The sequence below is a fragment of the Mesorhizobium sp. HAY1-8B genome (assembly GCF_056868045.1).
On sequence record NZ_CP200321.1, the window covers coordinates 6,549,809 to 6,567,861 of the forward strand.

Here is an 18,053-nt window from a genome sequence, read left to right on the forward strand (position 1 = left end):
GTCAGCTGACGAAATAGCGCTGCCACTCGAAGTCGGTGATGTGCGACGCCTGCCAGGCATCGAACGCTGCCTGCTCCGCCCGCCGGCTCTCGGCGTAATTGTCGCGGAACGCTTCACCGAACGCCTCGACGCAGAAGTCCGACGCGGCGAATGCCTCGATCGAGGCATTGAGCGTGCGCGGCAGTTTCGGCTTGTCGAGAGTGGCGAGGTTGGATGTCACCGGCGCTTCCAGCGGCAGCTCCTTTTCGATGCCCTCGCAGCCCGCCGCCAGGATCGCCGCGATCGACAGATAGGGATTGATGTCGGCGCCCGGCGCGCGATGCTCCAGCCGGCAGGCGCCGTCATTGGGCGTGGTGATGGCGCGGATTGGCGCGGTGCGGTTCTCGAAGCCCCAGGCGACATCTTCCGGTGACCAGGCGCCACGGTCGAAGCGGCGGTAGGAATTGACCGTCGGCCGGAACATGAGATGCGTTTCCTGCATCCGGTTGAGCACGCCGGCGAGGAATTTCTCGGCGACCGGCGTCAGCTTGTTCGGGCCAGCGGCGAAGGCCGGCTTGCCGTCGCGCCACAGGCTGACATGGTGATGCGCGCCACAGGCGCTTTCCTTGCCCGGCGGCTGGAAGCGGGTCATGAAGGTGGCAACCAGGCCCCGCTCGGCACAGAGCTCGCGCAGGTGCAGCTTGGCGCGCATGGCGTCATCGGCTGCCTGCAGCGGGGTCTTCGGCGTCAGCGCATATTCATACATGCCGTAGCCATATTCGGTGACCAGCGAGGCAACGCCGATACCGATGCTCTTCATCCGGGTGATGAACTCGGCGGCGAAGTCCTGATATTCGCCGCTGCGCACCAGATCATAGTTGATCAGCGAATGGCCCCAGGGCTTCAGCTCACGATAGCGCCCGGCGCGCATCAGATCGTGGTCGGCATGGAAGATGCCGAACTCGTATTCCAGCGCGAACATTGGCTCGTAGCCGAGCCCCCTGGCGCGCTCCTCGACACGAGCCAGCACGCCGCGCGGATCGAACGGACAGACCGCGCCGTCGAGCATGTAGGAGCGGGTAATGGCCGAGGCGAATTTCGGCTTCCAGCCATGCCGCACAACGGTCGCCGGATCGATGATCCCCTTGATGTTGGGAAAGCCGTTCTCCTCATTGGCGCTGGGCGAAGCAAACGCGACATCGCCCATCGGCTGGCCGTCGCCATGGGTGACGCAATAGAGGATGGCGTTGATGGATTCGCCATGGGTCGACAGCTTCAACGGTGCGATCTTGGAGCGGAATGCGCCCGACGTGTCGACCGTATGCACCTCGATGAACTCGACCCCGTCTGCCGCGAGTTTCTTCTGCAACGCCTCGAGCTGGGGCGCGTAAGCCGCGGCCTTGTCCTCAAATTCCACTTTCAGTCCTCCACCAAGAATGCAGGGCGCCGCTATTTCGCGTTGCGCCGGAAAAATCGCGACAACAATTCGTCGAGCTCGTAGCGGCCGCTGATGCCGCCTGGCCGGAACGCCATGCACAGCACGATGACGACGCCGAGCGCCACGCCGGACAGGCCGAGCAATTGCGGCAGTTGAATACTGCCGATCGTCACGCCGGATTCGATACTGCGGATGAATTCGAGCCCGACCGAAAGCACGATCACGCCGGTCACCGCACCCGTCACCGTTGCCATGCCGCCCAGGATCAGCATCGCCAGCGTGTTGAAGATCATCTGGAAGTAGAACAGTTTCGGGCTGATCGTACCGGCGAAATAGGCATAGAGCACGCCGGCCAGGCCGCAGATCAGCGCCGACAGCACCCAGGACATCAGCCGCAGCCGCCGCGCGTCGATGCCGAGGGCTGCCGCTGCCTGCGGGCTTTGCGCGCTGGCCCTTAGTTGCAGCCCCCAGCGGCTGTCCTTGAACAGCCGTGCCAGCACGATCACCACCACCGAGGACACCAGCATCCAGGGCAGGCCAACCACCTTCGGGATACCGAAGAAGGCCTGGTTGCCCTTGAACAAATCGGTCCAGTTGAGAAACACCGAATGCACGATGATCAACAGCGCCAGGCTGACGATGGTCGCGGCGACGCCCGACAAGCGGCTGATGACCTTGCCGCTGATAGCGGCGACAATGCCGACCACAACGAGAGCGATCAACGCGGAGGACACAGGGTCGAGCTGAAGGGTTGCGAAGCCGAACGGGGCGTTGGGAATCGACAGCTTCTTCATCGCGAGCGGTGTCGAGAGAATGGCGACGCCATAGGCGCCAAGGCCGACAAAGGCGCTGTGGCCGAGATTGGCGATGTTGGAATTGCCCATGAACACTTGCAGGCCGACGACGACGATCAGGTTCACGAAGGCGCCGAGCGCCAGATAGGTGTAGTAGGTCGGCGCGAAACCGAGGATCGCCAGCCCGATCGCCAGTACCGGCAGCGATGTCACCAACCCGCCGATCAGTGAGCGCGTCAGGGCGCTGCTGGGCCGCGTCACGGTGGCGGCGGGGGGCGCGGTGTTTTCGATCACTTGCGACACCTCAGATCTCCCCCACGTCAAATCTCCCCCACGTCAAATCTCCTTGTCGCCAAGTTCAACCCGCTGGCCGAGCAGGCCTTCCGGCCGGTAGACCAGCAACGCGACGATGATCACGTAGGTGAGCGCATCCTTGAAGCCCCCATATTCCTGCGGCAAGGCAACCAGCAGCCCGACTTCGATGAAGCCGAGCAGCATGCCCCCGGCCGCCGCCCCCGCCAGCGAGCCGAAGCCGCCGATGACGCAGGCAACGAAGGCCTTCAACACCAGGCTGAAACCGAGATCGGGCGAGACGCTGCCGCGCCGCGCGATGATGAAGACGGCTGCGATGCCGGCCAGCGCGCCCGAAATGGCGAAGGCGGTGGCGATTACCCGGTTGGCCTTGATGCCCATCAGACGCACCGTGGCGAAATCGCGCGATGCCGCGCGGATCGCCAGGCCAAGCGTCGAGCGGTTGAGGAAGAGCACCAGCGCCAGAATGGTCAGGCAGGAAACGATGAGTTCCATCACCTGCAGCGACGACACCGCGAACGGGCCGAAGAACCACATCTGGTTCAGCCCGTTGAGGATCGAGACCGACTGCGGCTTGGGCGAGATCAGCAGCATGAACAGGTTCTGCACGACGATCGAGACGCCGAAGGCGGTGAGCAGTCCTGTCGTCGTCGGCGCGTAGCGCACCGGCCGGAACGCGACGCGTTCGAAGGCGACCGCCGCAAGGGCGGCGGCAGCGACGGCAAGCAGCACGGCCACGAATGGCGAGGTCAGGCCAAGGGCGGCCGCCAGGAACACGCTATAGGCCGAGACGCCGATGATTTCGCCATGCGCGAAATTGACCAGGCCCATGATGGAGAACACCACCGCCAGGCCGAGCGCGACCAGCGAATATTCCGCGCCGAAGGCCAGCGCGTTGAGAAGCTGCTGCAGGGCATAGTCCATGTCGCCGCCTACCCGCCAATATAGAGGTTGAAGAGGCCATGTTCGTCGGCAAGCTCGGCCGGCGGCCCGTCGTAGCGGAGCGTCCCGGCACTGACGACATAGACGCGGTCGGCGAAGCGCAGCGCCTGCTTGGCGTTCTGCTCGACCACCAGCAGCGTCAGCCCTTCTCGCTTGAGTTCGCCGATGAAATCGAAGATCTGCACGACGATCTTCGGTGCCAGCCCGAGCGATGGCTCGTCGAGCAGCAACAGCTTCGGCCGCGACATCAGAGAGCGGGCGATGGCAAGCATCTGCTGCTCGCCGCCCGAAAGCGTGCCGGCCGCTTGGCCGTAGCGCTCGGACAGCACCGGAAACAGTGCCAGGAAGCGCTCGATATCGCCACGCACGCCCTTGGGGTCGCGTCGTGTCGCGGCCCCCAGCCGCAGGTTCTCGCCCACGGTCAGATTGGCGAAGATGTGCCGGCCCTCCGGTGTCGAGGTCAGGCCGGCGCGGATACGATCCTCGGTGCGGACACGCGAGATGTCCTGGCCGTCAAGGACGATGCGACCCGAGGCCGGCGTGACCAGACCGGTCAGCGCGTTGATCGTCGAACTCTTGCCGGCGCCATTGGGACCGAGCAAGGCGACAAGTTCGCCCCGCCCGACCTTCAGGCTGAGGTCGCGCACCGCGCTCACCGCGCCGTAGCGGACGACCAGATTGTCGACGCTCAGCACGACGGGGCCTGCCAGGCTCTCATCATCATCGCCTGCTGCCCGTCAGTTCAGCGCCGGCACGAAAGTCGGCGGCGTGTCGGTGATCAGCACCCGTTTGCCGTTGGAGAAGCCCATCACCGGTACCGCTTTCACCGGATAACCCTTCTTCTCGGCGAAGGAGATGGTGGGCGCGGTGGTGCCGGGATAGCCGCCCGGTGCGCGGATCGCCTCACGCAAGGCAGCGGGTTCGACGGTGCCGGACTTCTTGGCCGCCTCGTAGCTGATCTGCACCATGTCGGCGCCGAGCGCATCGAAGATGCCGTTGATCTTGTAGCCGTCGGCCTTGCACTGGGCGAGGAACTTGTCGATCGGGCTGTCGATGCCGGTCGCGCCATGGGTGGCGAACATCACCTTCTCCAGCGACGCCGGATCGCCGACGGTGCCTTCCAGGGACTTGTCGTCGAAGGCATCGCAGCCGGCGACCCAGCCGTCATAACCATTGGCGCGCAGCTGGCGGATGAAGATGCCGACATCGGGCAGCACGCCGCAGATATGGATGGCGTCGGGCTTCTGCGGCAGCGCCTTGATGCTGGCGATCTGCGGCGACCAGTCGGTGGTGCCCCAGGAATAGTTGAACTTGCCGACAACCTTGCCGCCGAGATGCTCGAACACCTCACCGAACCATTCCGGCAGCTTTTCCGAATAGGATCCGGCATCGGGCGAGACCATCAATGCCACGCTGCGCGCGCCCTTGCCGTAAAGCGCGTTGGCGGTGGCTGCCGCGTTGATCGGATCGGGCACCGCGCCGGCGATGAAATTGTCGAGCCCTGCCTGCTGCATTTCGAGCTGCGTGTTCGGCGCCGAAAACACGGTGGCGCCGTAGGGTGCCGCGATCTGCGCGGTCGGGATCAGCGCGTCGGGGAACGGCACGCCGGTGATGATCTGCGCGCCCGCATCGAGGAATTTCTGGCCGAGCGACACCGAGAGCTGGGGGTCGGAGCGGTTGTCCTCGATCATCAGCTCGACCTTGGGATCGCCTGCACCCGCAGCCTTGTTCAGCTTGTCGGCCATGCAGCGCGCGCCTTCGGCTTCGCTGTAAGGTGCATAGGTGCCGGTCATCGCAACGGCGAGCCCGATCTTCAGATCGGCGGCCTCAGCATGCGCCACCTGCAAAAGCCCCGCCGCGACGACCGCGGCTCCCAAGATCATCTTCTCCATTTGAACCCCTCCTTCTCTCTCTTGTTGTTGCTGGCCCGGGTGCCGTCACGATGTGGCCGACTGCCCGACATAAACCTCGATGACGCGCGGATCGCGCCACACCTCTTCGGTCTGCCCGGAGGCGATCACCTGGCCCTGGTCCATGACGCAGAGCCGGTCGCACAGCCGGTTGATGAAGCGCAGATCGTGGTCGATGACGATGGTGGCGCAGCCGACATCGCTGCGAATGCCTTCGATCGCCACCGCCAGCGTCTCGGACTCGCCTTCGTTGAGGCCCGCGGCCGGCTCGTCGAGCAAAAGCAGCGATGGGCCCAGCGCCAGCGCCCTGGCGATTTCGAGCCGGCGCTGGCTGCCGTAGGACAGCGTGCCGGCCGGGACGTCGGCAAAACCATCGAGCTGATACTGGGCGAGCAGTTGGTCGATGCCGATGCGCGCCGCCGCATCCGGGCGAACCGTCTGGCAGGTGATATGGGCGACCTCGACATTCTGCCGGACAGTCAGATCCTTGAACAGGCGGATGGTCTGGAAGGTGCGCGCGACCCCTGCCCGGGCGCAATGCTCGGGACCATGGCCGGTGATCTCCTGGCCTGCCAGCCGGACACTCCCGGTGTCGGGCTTGAGCACGCCGGAGATGGCATTGACCAGCGTGGATTTCCCCGCGCCATTGGGGCCGATCAGGCCGAGGATCTCGCCGGCTTCACAGGACAGCGACGCATTGCGCAATGCCTGTACGCCGCCAAAGGTCTTGCTGACTGCCTCAACCGACAGCATCGGTCACATCTCCCATCCCGGTCGATGGCTATTTCTCCTGTCGGCCGGTCAAGTGGATGCTAGACCTCCGACTTTTCCATAACAAGCATTTTTTTCCATTTTAGAAAATATTCTTGAGATGAGCAGGTTTGCGATCAGGCTGGGCTCAAATCCCCGCGCTGGCGGCAAGCCCGTCGCGTGGCACCGTGTTCGACATCAGCATGACGACTGGCTCGCCACCAAGCGCGATATAGGCGTGCTGCATTTCGCCGTCGAAGAGGATGCTGTCGCCCGGCAGCAGCACCGTCGGATCATAGTGGATCGTGTGCAGTTCCAGGCTGCCGCTCAACACGTGGATGAACTCTTCGCCCGAATGGCTGCGCCAGCCGCCATTCTCCTCAAAACTCTTCGCGCGCAGCGTGACGCGCCAGAAAATATTGGTCTTGTCGCGGAAATCGCTGCACAGAACCTCGAATTCCATGGCATTGCCCTGGTGCAGGATGCCGCTGCCGGCGCGCGTGATGGAACGGCGCGCCTGGATGCCGGGCTTGGGGCTGAACAGGAAGGAAGCCACCGGCACATGCAGCACGCCGGCGATCATCAGCGCGACATCGACCGTCAGCCGCGCCTTGCCGTTCTCGAGTTTGGACAGTTGCGACACAGACAGGCCGGAGCGCTCGCTGAGATCACGCAGCGTGATGTTCTGCTCCTTGCGCGCGTCGCGGATCTTGCTGCCCACATTGCCCTGCATCGCCCGTGCCCTTGGCTGTCGTGTTTCCAATTCGACAAGCTCTAGCGGGGCCGCCTTGGGGCGTCCAGCCTTTAGACGGCCACGGCTGGTTTCGGCCATAGCGACATCGCAACAGTTGCAAAGACGGTCTCGAGCGTGCGGCTGACAAGCTCGAATGTTTCCGGATCGGAAAGCAGGTCGTTGCGGACCTCGAGGTAGAGGCAAGGCCTGCCCTGCTCCAGACCGTGCCTGTTCAGCGTGTAGCCGATCGCCTGGCGCCAGTCATAGGGTTCGTTGTCGCCGATCCTCAAGCCTGTTTCCGCACCGTGCGCGCCAAGCATCTTCAGCACCGAGGTGACGAAGGCGGACGGCTCCCGCCACAAGACGCCGATGTCGACATTGCGCCTGACGCCAGCCATCACCGGGGTGAAGGAATGCACCGAGACCAGGGCCTGCCGGCCGGCTGCGGCCTCGACGATTGCCTGTTCGAGCGGCGCCCAAGCGATGGACTTGCGCAGCCTGACATCGGTCGCATCCGGCGTGACATTGCCGGGCACCGGGATGCCACCGAGATCCGGACGCATGAAGTCCCATTCCCCGGCCGGCCTGTTGTAGTCCAGGAACAGCCGCGAGTAGTGCGCGATAACGGCTGGCGCCCGCAACGTGCGCGACAGCCGGCGCGTCAAGGCGTCGATGCCGATGTCGACCGCGAAATGCGTGCCGAGATAGGGCCCTGGCAGGCCAAGGTCATGCCAGGGCGCGGGCACGACATGGCCGGCGTGCTCGGCGATCAGCAGGTAGGGGCTGGCGGCATCGATGTGCAGCCGCTCGACGCTGGCCGCGGCCAGCGCGGCGATGGCCGCATCGTCAAGCCCTGCAAGGCCCACAGCGTTCATCGCGCCAAGCTCTGGATCAACCGATGACGGAGCGGACATGGTAGGCCTTCGCCGCTGTAGCCTCCGTCAGTCCGGCGCGGCCATTGGTGCGGCCAAGGCCGGAGTTCTTGATGCCGCCCCAGGGCAGATGCAGGTCGGCATGGTCGCAGCGGTTGAGATAGACCGTGCCGGCCTCGACTTCGTCAAGCAGCGCCACGCCGCGCTCGATATCCCTGGTCCAGATCGAGGCGCTCAGCCCGAAATCGCTGTCGTTCATCAGGCGGATCGCCTCGTCATCGCTGCCGACCGACTGGATGCAGGCCACCGGCCCGAACAGTTCGTCGCGCATGATCTGCATGCTGTGATCGACCCCGACCAGCACCTCCGGCGCGACATAGGCGGCGCCGAGGCCGGAGGCCTTGAGCGCGCCGTCCTGCGGCATCAGGCGCCTGGCCCCTGCCCGCACCGCGCTGTCAGTAAGACCGCGAATGGTGTCGGCCGCACTCGCCCGCACCACAGGGCCGACCATCGGCTTCTCGTCGAAGGGATGGCCAATGGTCCATTTGGCCGTCTCGGCGACCAGGGCTTCGACGAAGCGGTCATGGATCGCCTTGTCGACATAGATGCGCTCGACCGAGCAGCAGGACTGGCCGGCATTGGAGTAGGTGCCTTCGGCGATCTGCGGGATCGTCGCCTCAAGATCGGCATCGGCCCTGACATAGGTCGGGTCCTTGCCGCCGAGTTCGAGATGCACCTGTGTGAAGGTGCCGGCGGCGGCCGCGTGGACACGCCTTCCGCCATTGACCGAGCCGATGAAATTCACCGCGTTGAAGGCACCCGACGCGATCAGCTTCTCGGCATCGGCATGGTCGAGATGCAGGCTCTGGAAGACACCTTCCGGGCCACCGGCGGCACGGAAGGCTTCCTCGGCCAGTTCGGCGATCAGCGGCGTCTGCGGCGAATGCTTGAAGATCACGACATTGCCGGCCGCGAGCGGCGACGTCACGAGATAGCCGAGCATGGCGGTCGGGTAATTCCAGGCACAGATCGACAGATGCAGGCCACCTGACACAGGCTTGGCGTAGCGGCGGATGTTTTCGTCCGAGGGATACGGCACATCGGCCAGCGTTTCCGGTGCGACGCCGGCCAGCAGCTCGCCAACCAGTGCCAGGCGCGGCGTCTCGTCGGCCTGCCACAGCGGCCGGCCGATCTGCCACGCCACCATTTCAGCCAGCGGCGTTGCCCGCGCTTTCATCTCCTCGCCGAAGCGCAGCAGCACTGCCAGCCGCTCGGCCAGCGGCGTGCGCCGCCACGACGGCAGCGCGGCACGTGCCCGGCTCAGCGCGGCTTCGATGGCCGCCCCGTCCGCATAGGCGCGCGTCGTATAGGTCGAGCCGTCGACGGGAGAAGTCACGGAAAAGGTCCGCGCGCCGGAATGCAGGTTCATGGTCTTGAATCCATCCGAGATGAGAGGTCTTTCGGGCCACGATATCGCGATTTTCCATTTTGGCAAATTTTTTCTAATACCGCTTGATGGAATTTTTATCCGCCCCTATTGTCCCGACATCGCGCATTGGCGGCAGCACATGAGGGGAGTTGAGATGATCGCTTACGATTTCACCGGCAGGCATGCGGTGGTCGCCGGCGCGGGCGGCGGCATGGGCGAGGCGATCACGCTGGCCCTGCTCGATGCCGGCGCCTCCGTCACCGCCATCGACGTCAAGGCCCGTCCGGCGTCGCTGGCCGCCTATGACGACAGGCTCACCTTCGCGCAAGGCGATCTGACCGACGCCGCCTTCGTCGAACAAGTCGTCAATACGGCGGGCCGCGAACGCGGCGGCATCGACTATCTCGCCAATGTCGCGGGGGTCCTGTGGTTCGGCCGCGACAAGTCGGCGCTCGAAATGGACCTCGACGTCTGGGACGAGGTCTTCAACATCAATCTGAAGTCCTTCGTCCACACCGCACGCTCGGTCGTTCCGCATATGCGCTCGGGCGGGCGCGGCGGCGCCATGGTGCATTTCTCGACCATCCAGTGGTATCGCGGCGACGCCAATCCGCAGGACGCCTACCAGGCCTCGAAGGCAGGTGTGTGCGCGCTCTCCAAATCACTCGCCATGCAGCTCGCCGGTGAGCGCATCCGCTCCAACGCCATCTGCCCCGGCATGGCGTTGACGCCGCTGCAGGCGCGCTGGGACACCGAGGAAAAGCGCTCGGCCGTTGCGAGCTACGCACCGCTCGGTCGCATCGGCACGCCTCAGGACATGGCCAATGCCGCGCTCTTCCTCCTCTCCGACGCCGCGAGCTACATCACCGGCATCGAGCTTGCCGTCGATGGCGGTCTGTTGATGCGCATGTAGAAGCCGCCCACCAGGGCGCGATGGCGACCGAGGCGAACGGCCGGAGAAAGCCGTTCAAACCTGTCCAAGTGTTAATTCGACTTGGGCCGGATTCGGCCATATTGGTTCATGGGGGTGAAAGACGCCGCCATGGACCAGCAATTGGAAATGCCCCTGCAGACGACCGTCGCGCAACGCCGTTCGCGCGGCTGGATTCCCTGGCTGATCTTCATTGCGATCGTTGCCGCCACGGGCGCCTATCTCTATCAGCGGCCGCATGTCGAGGCCAGGCAGTCCGGCGGCAGACGCGGCGCGCAGCCGACGACGATCGGCGCCGCCGCCATCGAAAAAGGCACGATAGACGTCACCCTCAACGCGCTCGGCACAGTGACCTCGCTTTCCACCGTCACCGTCAAGTCGCAAGTCACCGGCCCGCTCATCCAGGTGAATTTCAAGGAAGGCCAGGACGTCAAGAAGGGCGACCTGCTGGCTGAGATCGACCCCCGCCCCTTCCAGGCGGCGCTCGCCCAGGCGCAAGGCCAGCTGGTGCGCGACCAGGCGATGCTCAAGGATGCTGGGCTCGACCTCGTTCGCGACCAGAAGCTGGTGGCCCAGGGGACGGTGACACCCCAGACCCTCGACGCGCAGGTCGCCCTTGTCGCGCAGGATCAGGGTTCCATCCAGGTCGACCAGGCGATGATACAGACCGCCACCCTCAATCTCGATTATTGCCGCATCCTCTCTCCAGTCGACGGACGGGCCGGACTGCGCCAGGTCGATCAGGGCAACTACGTAACCCCCAGCGATGCCAACGGCATCGTCGTCATCACCCAGGTGCAGCCGATCAGTGTGCTGTTCACCGTGCCCGAGGATGAATTGCCCGCGATCGCGCAGCGCATGCAGCACGGGGCCACGCTGCCCGCCACCGCCTTCGACCGCGCCGGAGCCAAGAAGCTCGCCGACGGCCAGCTCGAGACCTTCGATAGCCAGATCGACCCGAGCACCGGCACCATCAAGCTGAGGGCGGGCTTCGCCAATGAGGCGCGTGTCCTCTATCCGAACCAGTTCGTCAATGTCGTGCTTCTCGTCGACGAGCACAAGGACGTGGCGATCTCCCCGATCGCCGCGATCCAGCGCGGCCTGCCAGGCACCTTCGTCTACCTGGTCAATCCCGACAGCACGGTTTCCGTGCGCAAGGTTACGCTCGGCGTCACCAATGGCGAGCGTGTCGAGATACTCGCCGGCCTGAACCCCGGCGACCGTGTCGTCGTCGATGGCGCCGACAAGCTGCGTGACGGCGCCCATATCAACCTTCAGCAGGACGGGCAGGCACCGAGCCCGGTGCAGCCCTCGCCACAGGCACCAGCACAGACACATGCGCAGGCATCCGCTGCCTTGCCCGCCGGCACAGCGCCTCAGTCGCAGGCGCCGGCATCCGACCAGCCCGTATCCGATACGCCGAAGCCGGACGACACGGGCAGGCACAAGGGCCAGGGCCACAAGCACCATCACGCGGAGTCCGGGCAGCAGCAATGAGCCCGTCGCGAGCCTTCATCCTGCGGCCGGTGGCGACGTCGCTGTTCATGGTCGCCATCATGCTGTCCGGCCTGCTGGCCTATCGCTATTTGCCCGTCTCGGCCCTGCCCGAGGTCGACTATCCGACCATCCAGGTGCAGACCTTCTATCCCGGCGCCAGCCCTGACGTGATGACATCCTCGGTCACCGCGCCGCTGGAGGTCCAGCTCGGCCAGATCGCCAACCTCAACCAGATGAACTCGGTAAGCTCGGCCGGCTCCTCGGTCATCACGCTGCAGTTCAGCCTGGCGATCTCTCTCGATGTCGCCGAGCAGGAGGTGCAGGCCGCCATCAACGCCGCCGGCAACCTGTTGCCGGCCGACCTGCCGGCGCCCCCGATCTACGCCAAGGTCAATCCGGCCGACGCGCCTGTGCTCACCCTCGGCCTGACCTCGGCCACGATGCCGCTGCGTGACGTGCAGCAGCTTGCCGACACCAGGTTGGCGCAGAAGATATCGCAGCTGCCCGGCGTCGGCCTGGTCAGCCTCAGCGGCGGCCAGCGGCCGGCCGTGCGCGTCCAGGCCGACCCTCGCAAGCTCGCCGCCTATGGCCTCAATCTCGACGACCTGCGCACCACCTTGGGCAGCGCCAACGTCAACACCCCCAAAGGCAATTTCGACGGACCGTCGCGCGCCTACACCATCAACGCCAACGACCAGCTGAAGAGCGCCGACGAATACCGCTCGCTGATCGTCGCCTATAAGGATGGCGCGGCGGTGCGGCTGAGCGATGTGGCGGATGTGGTCGACGCCACCGAGAACAACAGACTGGCGGCCTGGATGAACAGCACGCCGGCGATCATCCTCAACATCCAACGCCAGCCCGGCGCCAACGTCATCGACGTGGTCGACCGCATCAAGGCGCTGCTGCCGCAGCTCCAGGCCTCGCTGCCGAATGCCGTCGACGTGAAGGTCCTGACCGACCGCACCACGACCATCCGCGCGTCCGTGCGCGACGTCGAATATGAGCTGACGCTGTCGATCATCCTGGTGGTGCTGGTCATCTTCGTCTTCCTGCGCAGCGCGCGCGCCACGCTGATCCCCAGCCTCTCGGTTCCCCTGTCGCTGGTCGGCACGCTCGGCGTCATGTATCTGTTCGGCTTCAGCCTCGACAATCTGTCGCTGATGGCGCTGACCATCGCCACTGGCTTCGTCGTCGACGACGCCATCGTCGTCATCGAGAACGTCGCGCGCTATGTCGAAGAAGGCGCGACTCCGCTGCAGGCGGCGCTGAAAGGGTCGCAGCAGATCGGCTTCACCATCATCTCGCTGACCGTCTCGCTGATCGCGGTGCTGATCCCGCTTCTATTCATGGGCGATGTCGTGGGCCGGCTGTTCCGCGAATTCTCCATCACGCTCGCCACCACCATCCTGATCTCAGCCGTGGTGTCGCTGACCCTGGTGCCGATGGCCTGCGCCAAGTTGCTGAAACCCTTGTCGGCGGTGCATGAGAACGCCCTGCAGCGTGCCAGCCACGACTTCTTCGACTGGGTGATCCGCGGCTACGGCCATGCGCTGACCTGGGTGCTCGACCGGCAGACGCTGATGCTGGTGGTGGCGGCGGCGACGCTGGTCCTGACGGCGGCTCTCTACGTGGTCATCCCCAAGGGGTTCTTCCCCGTGCAGGACACCGGCGTCATCCAGGCGATCACCGAGGCGCCGCAGTCGATCTCCTATGCCGCCATGGCCGACCGCCAGCAGCAGCTGGCCGCCATCATCCTCAAAGACCCCGATGTCGACAGCCTGTCGTCCTTCATTGGTGTCGACGGCACCAACACCACGATGAATGTCGGCCGCATCCTGATCAACCTCAAGCCGCATGAAGAGCGCACCGCCGATATCACCGCCGTCATCTCACGGCTGAAACAGGAAGCCGCCTCGGTGGCGGGCGTGACGCTCTACATGCAGCCGGTTCAGGACTTGACCATCGACGGCCAGGTCAGCCGCACCCAGTATCAATTCGTACTCCAGGACGCCAATGCCGACGAACTGGGAGAATGGACGCCAAAGCTGCTCACAAAACTGAACACTCTGCCGCAGCTCACCGATGTCGCCAGCGACCTGTCGAACAGCGGTCTTGCCGTCTTTGTCGACATCGACCGCGACCAGGCCGCGCGCTTCGGCATCACGCCGGCGACCATCGACAACGCGCTCTACGACGCGTTCGGCCAGCGCATGGTCTCGACCATCTACACCACGTCAAGCCAGTACCGCGTCATTCTCGAGGCCGCCCCGTCCGAACAGGATTCGCTGAAGGCGCTGTCCTCCGTCTACCTGCCCTCATCAACGGGCGGCGCGCCGGTGCCGCTGTCGGTGGTGGCAACCACCCATGTCGCCACCACGCCGCTGCAGATCACCCATATGGGGCAATTCCCCGCCACCACCGTCTCGTTCAACCTGGCGCCGGGCGCATCGCTCGGCGAGGCGGTCACCGCGATCGAGCAGGCGCAGGCCGAGATCGGCATGCCGCTCAGCATCATCACCAGCTTTCAGGGCGCCGCGCGCGCCTTCCAGGCTTCGCTCGACAACACGCTGTTCCTGATCCTGGCGGCGGTGGTGACGGTCTACATCGTGCTCGGCGTGCTCTATGAGAGCTTCATCCATCCGATCACCATCCTGTCGACGCTCCCTTCGGCCGGCATCGGCGCGCTGCTGGCGCTGATGATCGCCGGCCAGGACCTGACCATCATTTCGATCATCGGCATCATCCTCTTGATCGGCGTGGTCAAGAAGAACGCCATCATGATGATCGACTTCGCACTCGACGCGCAGCGCCATGAAGGCAAGACGCCGCGCGAGGCCATCTACCAGGCCTGCCTGCTGCGCCTCCGCCCGATCCTGATGACGACACTGGCGGCGATGCTGGGCGCCCTGCCGCTGATGCTGGGCACCGGCGTCGGTTCGGAACTGCGCCATCCCCTGGGCGTCTCCATCGTCGGCGGCCTGCTGCTCAGCCAGTTGCTGACCCTGTTCACCACGCCGGTGATCTATCTCTGGTTCGACCGCCTTGCCGCCCGGCTGCAAGGCATCGAGCCCAACCTGCCCCGTGCCCCCGATCTTCCCAGCATCCAGGGCATGGACGCAGCGCCATGAACCTGTCGGTTCCCTTCATCCGGCGGCCGGTGGCGACGACGCTGCTGACCTTCGGCCTGCTGGCGGCCGGACTTGTGGCGTTTCCGCAATTGCCGGTGGCGCCGCTGCCGGCGGTCGACTACCCCGTAATATCGGTGCAGGCGTCGCTGCCGGGCGCCAGCCCGCAGGTGGTGGCCAACACTGTCGCCAGCCCGCTCGAGCGGCATCTCGGCGAGATCGCCGACGTCAACGAGATGACCTCGTCGAGCAGCGTCGGCAGCGCCCGCATCACCTTGCAGTTCGGCCTGGACCGCGACATTGACGGCGCGGCGCGTGACGTCCAGGCGGCGATCAACGCCGCGCGCGCCGACCTGCCGTCCAGCCTGCGCTCCAACCCGACCTATCGCAAGGTCAATCCCGCCGATGCCCCGATCCTCATCCTGTCGATGACATCGGACACTTTGTCCAAGGGCCAGCTCTTCGATGCCGCCAGCACCGTGCTGGCGCAGAAACTCTCACAGGTCGACGGCATCGGCGAGGTGTCGGTGGGGGGCAGCTCGCTGCCGGCCGTGCGCGTCGAACTCAACCCCCAGGTGCTCTACGACTACGGCATCGGGCTGGAGGACGTGCGCGCGGCCCTTGCCTCCGCCAACGCCCACAGCCCCAAGGGCGCGATCGATGTCGGCCAGCAGCGCTATCAGATCTACGCCAACGACCAGGCCAACAAGGCGGACGCCTACCGTTCCCTGATCGTTGCCTACCGCAATGGCGCGCCGGTCAGGCTTTCCGATGTCGGCCAGGTCAGTGATTCCGTCGAAAACATCCGCAACGCCGGTCTCGCCAACGGCAAGCCGGGCGTGCTGATCATCCTCAACCGGTCGCCCAACGCCAACATCATCGCGACGGTGGACCGGGTGAAGGCACTGCTGCCGACGCTGCGCGCCTCCATCTCGCCGGCCATCGATCTGTCGCTGGCGGTCGACCGCTCGACCACCATCCGCGCCTCGCTGAGCGAGGTCGCGCGGACGCTGATGATCGCCATCGGCCTGGTGATCCTCGTCGTCTTCGCCTTCCTGCGCGACGTGCGCTCGGCGCTGGTGCCGATCGTGGCGGTGCCCGTGTCCCTGGTCGGCACGCTGGGCGCCATGTACCTCATGGGCTTCAGCATAGACAATCTGTCGCTGATGGCGATGACGGTCGCCACCGGCTTCGTCGTCGACGACGCCATCGTCGTGCTCGAAAACATCGCCCGCCACACCGCATCCGGCATGGGCCGCATGGAGGCGGCGATCAAGGGCTCCCAGGAAGTCGGCTTCACGGTGCTGTCGATGAGCCTGTCGCTGATCGCCGTCTTCATCCCGATCCTGCTGATGGGCGGCATCGTCGGACGGCTGTTCCGCGAATTCGCCATCACGCTGTCGGCGGCGATCCTGGTCTCGCTCGCAATCTCGCTGACCACCACGCCGATGATGTGCTCCATCCTGCTTCGCCCTGAGGGAGAACGCGAACACGGCCGGCTCTACCGCTTCAGCGAGCGTATCTTCGAGGGCATGCTGGGCTTCTACCGCCGGTCGCTGTCCTGGGCGCTCGACAATCCGCTGCTGATCATGGCGGTGCTGGCGGCAACGCTCTGCCTCAATGGCTATCTCTATGTCACCATCCCAAAAGGCTTCTTCCCGCAGCAGGACACCGGACGGCTGACCGGCTCGATCCAGGCCGACCAGGCAACCTCTTTCCAGTCGATGTCGCAGAAGCTCAGCCAGTACGCGGCCATCGTCGGCAAGGATCCAGCCGTCGACACCGCCGTCGGCTTCACCGGGGGCGGCCAGACCAACTCCGGCTTCATGTTCGTTTCGCTGAAGCCGCTGGCGGAGCGCAAGGTCTCCGCCGACCAGGTCATCGCCAGGCTGCGGCGCGAACTGGCTGATGTGCCGGGCGCCACGCTGTTCCTGCAGGCGGTGCAGGATATCCGCGTCGGCGGGCGTCAGTCGAACGCGCAATACCAGTACACATTGCAGGGCGACAGTTTCGACCAGCTGGCGGAGTGGGCACCGAAGCTCGCGGCCGCGCTGCAAACCGAGCCCAGGCTCACCGACGTCAACTCTGACCAGCAGAACAAAGGCCTGGAAGCCGACGTCACCATCGACCGTGATACGGCGACGCGCCTCGGCATATCGGCCAGCCAGATCGACAACACGCTCTACGACGCCTTCGGTCAGCGCCAGGTGTCGACTATCTACGTGGCGCGCAACCAGTACCACGTCATCATGGAGGTGGCGCCGCGATACTGGCAGAACCCGGACGCGCTGAACAAGGTCTATGTCAGCACCTCCGGTGGCTCGGTGCATGGTTCGCAGGCCAGCAACGCGGTCGCCGGCACATTCGTTGCGACAGGCCAGTCCGCCTCGGCCCAGTCGATCGCCGCCGACGCGGCGCGCAATCAGGCCAACAATTCCATCACCAGCACCGGCAGGACGGCGGCTTCGACCGGATCGGCGGTCAGCACCGGAGCCGAGATCATGGTGCCGCTGTCGGCCTTCGCGCATTACGGCCCCGGCAGCACGCCGCTGTCGGTCAACCACCAGGGCCTGTTCGTCGCCACCACCCTGTCGTTCAACCTGGCGCCTGGCGTCGCGCTCAGCGAAGGCATCGCGGCCATCAATGCGGCGGCCGACCGCATCGGCATGCCGGCCACCATCCATGGCAGTTTCCAGGGCACGGCGCGTGTCTTCCAGGATTCGCTCTCTGATCAGCCGCTGCTGATCCTCGCCGCGCTGATTGCCGTCTATGTCGTGCTCGGCATTCTCTACGAGAGTTACGCCCACCCGCTGACCATTCTGTCGACCTTGCCCTCGGCCGGTGTCGGCGCCTTGCTGGCGCTGACCCTGTTCAACATCGAGTTCTCGATCATGGCGCTGATCGGCATCATCCTCCTGATTGGCATCGTCAAGAAGAACGCGATCATGATGATCGACTTCGCGCTGGCTGCGGAACGCAACGAAGGCAAGCCGGCCCACGACGCCATCTACCAGGCGTGCCTGCTGCGCTTTCGCCCGATCATGATGACGACCATGGCGGCATTGTTCGGCGCCGTGCCATTGGCGATCGGCCTTGGCGAGGGCGCGGAACTGCGCCAGCCGCTTGGCATCGCCATCGTCGGCGGCCTGATCCTGAGCCAGATCCTGACCCTCTACACGACGCCGGTCATCTACATCTATGTCGACCGCTTCAGTCTCTGGTGCAGGCAATTACGGTGGCGGGCACGGTATCCCCGGCAACCAACTGTGCAAGCCGGGGAGTGAGCCGGCTCACCTCGCCGATCACAAGCTGTCAACTTTCCGTTCTCTGTCGTGCCA

The 18,053-nt window shown here is 65.1% G+C and carries 13 protein-coding genes; 4 read left to right on the forward strand and 9 right to left on the reverse strand.

Annotated elements, in window-relative coordinates; genetic code table 11:
- Position 1: 1 nt before the first annotated feature.
- From AC1VON_RS31525 to AC1VON_RS31565, 9 genes are all read right to left on the reverse strand, one after another.
- Complete coding sequence (locus AC1VON_RS31525; protein WP_483126016.1) at positions 2-1,396, reverse strand: glutamine synthetase family protein; 1,395 nt, start codon at positions 1,394-1,396, stop codon at positions 2-4.
- Positions 1,397-1,428: 32 nt separating this feature from the next.
- A complete protein-coding gene (locus tag AC1VON_RS31530; RefSeq protein ID WP_483126017.1) occupies positions 1,429-2,514 on the reverse strand; it encodes a branched-chain amino acid ABC transporter permease in 1,086 nt (361 codons plus the stop codon).
- A gap of 33 nt (positions 2,515-2,547) precedes the next feature.
- On the reverse strand, positions 2,548-3,447 hold the full coding sequence (locus AC1VON_RS31535; RefSeq protein WP_483126018.1) for a branched-chain amino acid ABC transporter permease: 900 nt from the start codon (positions 3,445-3,447) through the stop codon (positions 2,548-2,550).
- Between the two features lie 8 nt (positions 3,448-3,455).
- Positions 3,456-4,160, reverse strand: a complete 705-nt coding sequence (locus AC1VON_RS31540) for an ABC transporter ATP-binding protein (RefSeq protein ID WP_056578155.1) — start codon at positions 4,158-4,160, stop codon at positions 3,456-3,458.
- A 42-nt stretch (positions 4,161-4,202) separates the two neighbouring features.
- The gene (locus tag AC1VON_RS31545; protein ID WP_172348808.1) at positions 4,203-5,357 is read right to left on the reverse strand and encodes an ABC transporter substrate-binding protein; all 1,155 of its coding nucleotides are present in this window, start codon (positions 5,355-5,357) and stop codon (positions 4,203-4,205) included.
- A gap of 45 nt (positions 5,358-5,402) precedes the next feature.
- Positions 5,403-6,128, reverse strand: a complete 726-nt coding sequence (locus AC1VON_RS31550) for an ABC transporter ATP-binding protein (protein WP_172348807.1) — start codon at positions 6,126-6,128, stop codon at positions 5,403-5,405.
- 145 nt (positions 6,129-6,273) lie between these two features.
- Entirely contained in the window at positions 6,274-6,858 is a 585-nt protein-coding gene (locus tag AC1VON_RS31555) for a helix-turn-helix domain-containing protein (protein WP_483126019.1), read from the reverse strand.
- A 71-nt stretch (positions 6,859-6,929) separates the two neighbouring features.
- Entirely contained in the window at positions 6,930-7,733 is an 804-nt protein-coding gene (locus tag AC1VON_RS31560; RefSeq protein WP_483126020.1) for an N-formylglutamate amidohydrolase, read from the reverse strand.
- 16 nt (positions 7,734-7,749) lie between these two features.
- Positions 7,750-9,159, reverse strand: a complete 1,410-nt coding sequence (locus AC1VON_RS31565; RefSeq protein ID WP_483126021.1) for an aldehyde dehydrogenase family protein — start codon at positions 9,157-9,159, stop codon at positions 7,750-7,752.
- A gap of 154 nt (positions 9,160-9,313) precedes the next feature.
- Here AC1VON_RS31565 and AC1VON_RS31570 point away from each other — a divergent pair, with 154 nt between their 5' ends.
- The 4 genes from AC1VON_RS31570 (at position 9,314) to AC1VON_RS31585 (ending at position 17,999) form a co-directional block, all read left to right on the forward strand.
- A complete protein-coding gene (locus tag AC1VON_RS31570; protein ID WP_056578165.1) occupies positions 9,314-10,072 on the forward strand; it encodes an SDR family NAD(P)-dependent oxidoreductase in 759 nt (252 codons plus the stop codon).
- A gap of 129 nt (positions 10,073-10,201) precedes the next feature.
- A complete protein-coding gene (locus AC1VON_RS31575; RefSeq protein WP_483126022.1) occupies positions 10,202-11,587 on the forward strand; it encodes an MdtA/MuxA family multidrug efflux RND transporter periplasmic adaptor subunit in 1,386 nt (461 codons plus the stop codon).
- Positions 11,584-14,718 carry an MdtB/MuxB family multidrug efflux RND transporter permease subunit gene (locus AC1VON_RS31580; protein ID WP_483126023.1) on the forward strand — a complete coding sequence of 1,045 codons (3,135 nt, stop codon included), beginning with the start codon at positions 11,584-11,586 and terminating at the stop codon, positions 14,716-14,718. Before AC1VON_RS31575 ends, AC1VON_RS31580 begins: the two co-directional genes overlap by 4 nt.
- Entirely contained in the window at positions 14,715-17,999 is a 3,285-nt protein-coding gene (locus AC1VON_RS31585) for an efflux RND transporter permease subunit (RefSeq protein WP_483126024.1), read from the forward strand. Before AC1VON_RS31580 ends, AC1VON_RS31585 begins: the two co-directional genes overlap by 4 nt.
- The last annotated feature ends 54 nt before the right edge of the window (positions 18,000-18,053 follow it).